We start from the raw sequence: 2,193 nt of genomic DNA, 5'->3' as shown, positions 1-2,193 counted from the left end.
CTCTCGGGTCAGGCGGGTGCCGTGCGTCACGGCATCTCCAAGGCGCTGACCTACTACGAGCCGGGCTTGCGCTCGGTGCTCAAGAAGGGCGGCTTCCTGACCCGCGACAGCCGCGTGGTCGAGCGCAAGAAGTACGGCAAGGCGAAGGCCCGCCGCTCTTTCCAGTTCTCCAAGCGCTAAGAAGCGCTTGGGGCCAAGTTCTCCAAGCGCTAAGAAGCGCTTGGAGCCAAGTTCTCGAAGCGCTAAGCGTTACGGGATCCAAGCTTTCGAAAGGCCGCCTCCGCGCGGCCTTTTTTGTTTCCCTTACCAGTGCCCAGCCGGCGATTTGATGTAGTCGATGAAGGCGCGCAGCGGCGCCGGCACCAGGCGGCGCCCGGGATAGTAGAGAAACGGCCCCGAGAAGCTTTGCCACCACGGCTCCAGCACAGGTTCCAGCACGCCGCTCTCGAAATGCGGGCGCACCCAGTCTTCGAACAGCCAGAGAATGCCGACGCCGGCGATCGCCGCATCGATAGCGAGATCAACGCCGCCACCGATGCTGACGACCAATGGTCCCGTGGTATCGACCCGCACCACCTCGCCATCCCGCTCGAACTCCCAGGGCGTCATGACCCCGCTCGGGAAGCGGCCGCGCACGCAGGCATGACCGAGCAGATCACGGGGATGCCGCGGCCGACCGTGACGCTCAAGGTAGGCCGGCGCGGCGGAGGTGGTGAAGCGCTGCGTACGCGGCCCGATCGGCACGGCGATCATGTCCTGCTCCAGCCGCTCGTCATAACGGATGCCGGCATCGCAGCCGGCCACCAGCAGATCGATAAAGTTCTCCTCGGCAATCACCTCCAGGCGAATGGCAGGATAGGCCGCCAGAAATCCCGGAACGATTCTTGGTAGCACCAGCCGCGACGCGCTTATCGGCACGTTGAGCCGCAAGGTTCCGGCTGGCCGGTCGCGAAAGCCGTTCACCACATCGAGCGCCGCCTCCACCTCGCCCAGCGCAGGGCCGAGCCGCGCCAGCAGGCCGGCGCCAGCCTCGGTCAAAGCGACGCTGCGCGTGGTGCGGTTGAAGAGCCTGACACCGAGTTGGGTTTCCAGTCGGCGGATGGCTTCACTGAGCGCTGACGCGCTGCCCGCCGTGGCGCGGGCGCCCTCGCGAAAGCCGCCGGCGCGCGCCACGGCCATGAACGCATTGAGATCGTTGAGATCTGTCGCCATTGTTCTTAATTCCGCACAAGTCGTGCTGGTTATACCTGGTTATCGGGACAGCGGCCATGACCTATCTCCGTCGTCGACAGCGAAGGAGAACCACGATGTCCAGCGTAAACAAATCCGGCACCTACAAACTGGGCGACCGCTCGGTCCGACGTCTCGGCTACGGCGCCATGCAGCTAGCCGGCAAAGGCGTGTTCGGGCCGCCGAAAGACCATGACGCGGCGATTGCCGTGCTGCGCGAGGCGATAGCGCAAGGCGTGAACCATATCGACACCAGCGACTATTATGGTCCGTACGTCACCAACAAGCTGATCCGCGAGGCGCTATCGCCCTACCCTGACGACCTTACCATCGTCACCAAGATCGGCGCCCGTCGTGGCGAAGACGCCTCCTGGCTGCCGGCCTTCACAGCCGATGAGCTCGAACAGGCCGTGCAAGACAATCTTCGCAACCTTGGCCTCGAGGTGATGGATGTCGTCAATCTGCGCATCATGTTCGGGGTGCACGGCCCGGCGGAGGGCTCCATCGAGGCGCAAGTCACCAAGCTCGCCGAGCTTCAGCGCAGGGGCCTGGTGCGCCATATCGGCTTGAGCAACGTCACCCGAGCGCAGATCGCGGAAGGCCGCAAGATCTGCGAGATCGTCTGCGTGCAGAACCAGTACAATCTGGCGCATCGCGACGACGACGCCCTCATCGACGAACTGGCTCGCGACGGCATCGCCTATGTGCCGTTCTTCCCGCTCGGTGGATTCAGCCCGTTGCAGTCCTCGACTCTCTCGGGGGTCGCGGAACGGCTTGGCGCGACGCCGATGCAGGTGGCGCTAGCGTGGCTGCTGCAACGTTCACCCAACATCCTCTTGATCCCGGGCACCTCGTCGGTCGGGCATCTGCGGGAGAATCTCGCTGCGGCCGAGCTGGAGCTGTCGTCGGATGTGCTGCGGGAGTTGGAGGGCGTGGCGAAGGCCGCTTAGGTCGGCGCAGCAC

3 protein-coding genes are annotated in these 2,193 nt (G+C 64.7%); 2 read left to right on the top strand and 1 reads right to left on the bottom strand.

From position 1 onward, the window contains the following. Positions 1 to 180: 30S ribosomal protein S9 (gene rpsI / locus EOD07_RS31645; protein WP_127238067.1), on the top strand; the 180-nt coding region annotated here is incomplete at its 5' end. 123 nt (positions 181 to 303) lie between these two features. On the opposite strand, the gene EOD07_RS31640 is transcribed toward rpsI, so the two are convergent. Next, complete coding sequence (locus EOD07_RS31640) at positions 304 to 1,212, bottom strand: LysR family transcriptional regulator (RefSeq protein ID WP_127238066.1); 909 nt, start codon at positions 1,210 to 1,212, stop codon at positions 304 to 306. A 95-nt stretch (positions 1,213 to 1,307) separates the two neighbouring features. Here EOD07_RS31640 and EOD07_RS31635 point away from each other — a divergent pair, with 95 nt between their 5' ends. Then, a complete protein-coding gene (locus EOD07_RS31635; protein ID WP_127238065.1) occupies positions 1,308 to 2,180 on the top strand; it encodes an aldo/keto reductase family oxidoreductase in 873 nt (290 codons plus the stop codon). Positions 2,181 to 2,193 lie beyond the last annotated feature (13 nt).

Source organism: Mesorhizobium sp. M2C.T.Ca.TU.002.02.1.1 (assembly GCF_003997225.1).
Note: the sequence above shows the minus strand (reverse complement) of the source record. Positions and strands in the feature narration are given on the sequence as shown.

Excerpts from the sequence above, each read along its gene's own strand:
- EOD07_RS31640 (WP_127238066.1), bottom strand. The coding sequence starts at position 1,212 with ATGGCGACAGATCTCAACGATCTCAATGCGTTCATGGCCGTGGCGCGC.
- EOD07_RS31635 (WP_127238065.1), top strand. The coding sequence starts at position 1,308 with ATGTCCAGCGTAAACAAATCCGGCACCTACAAACTGGGCGACCGCTCG.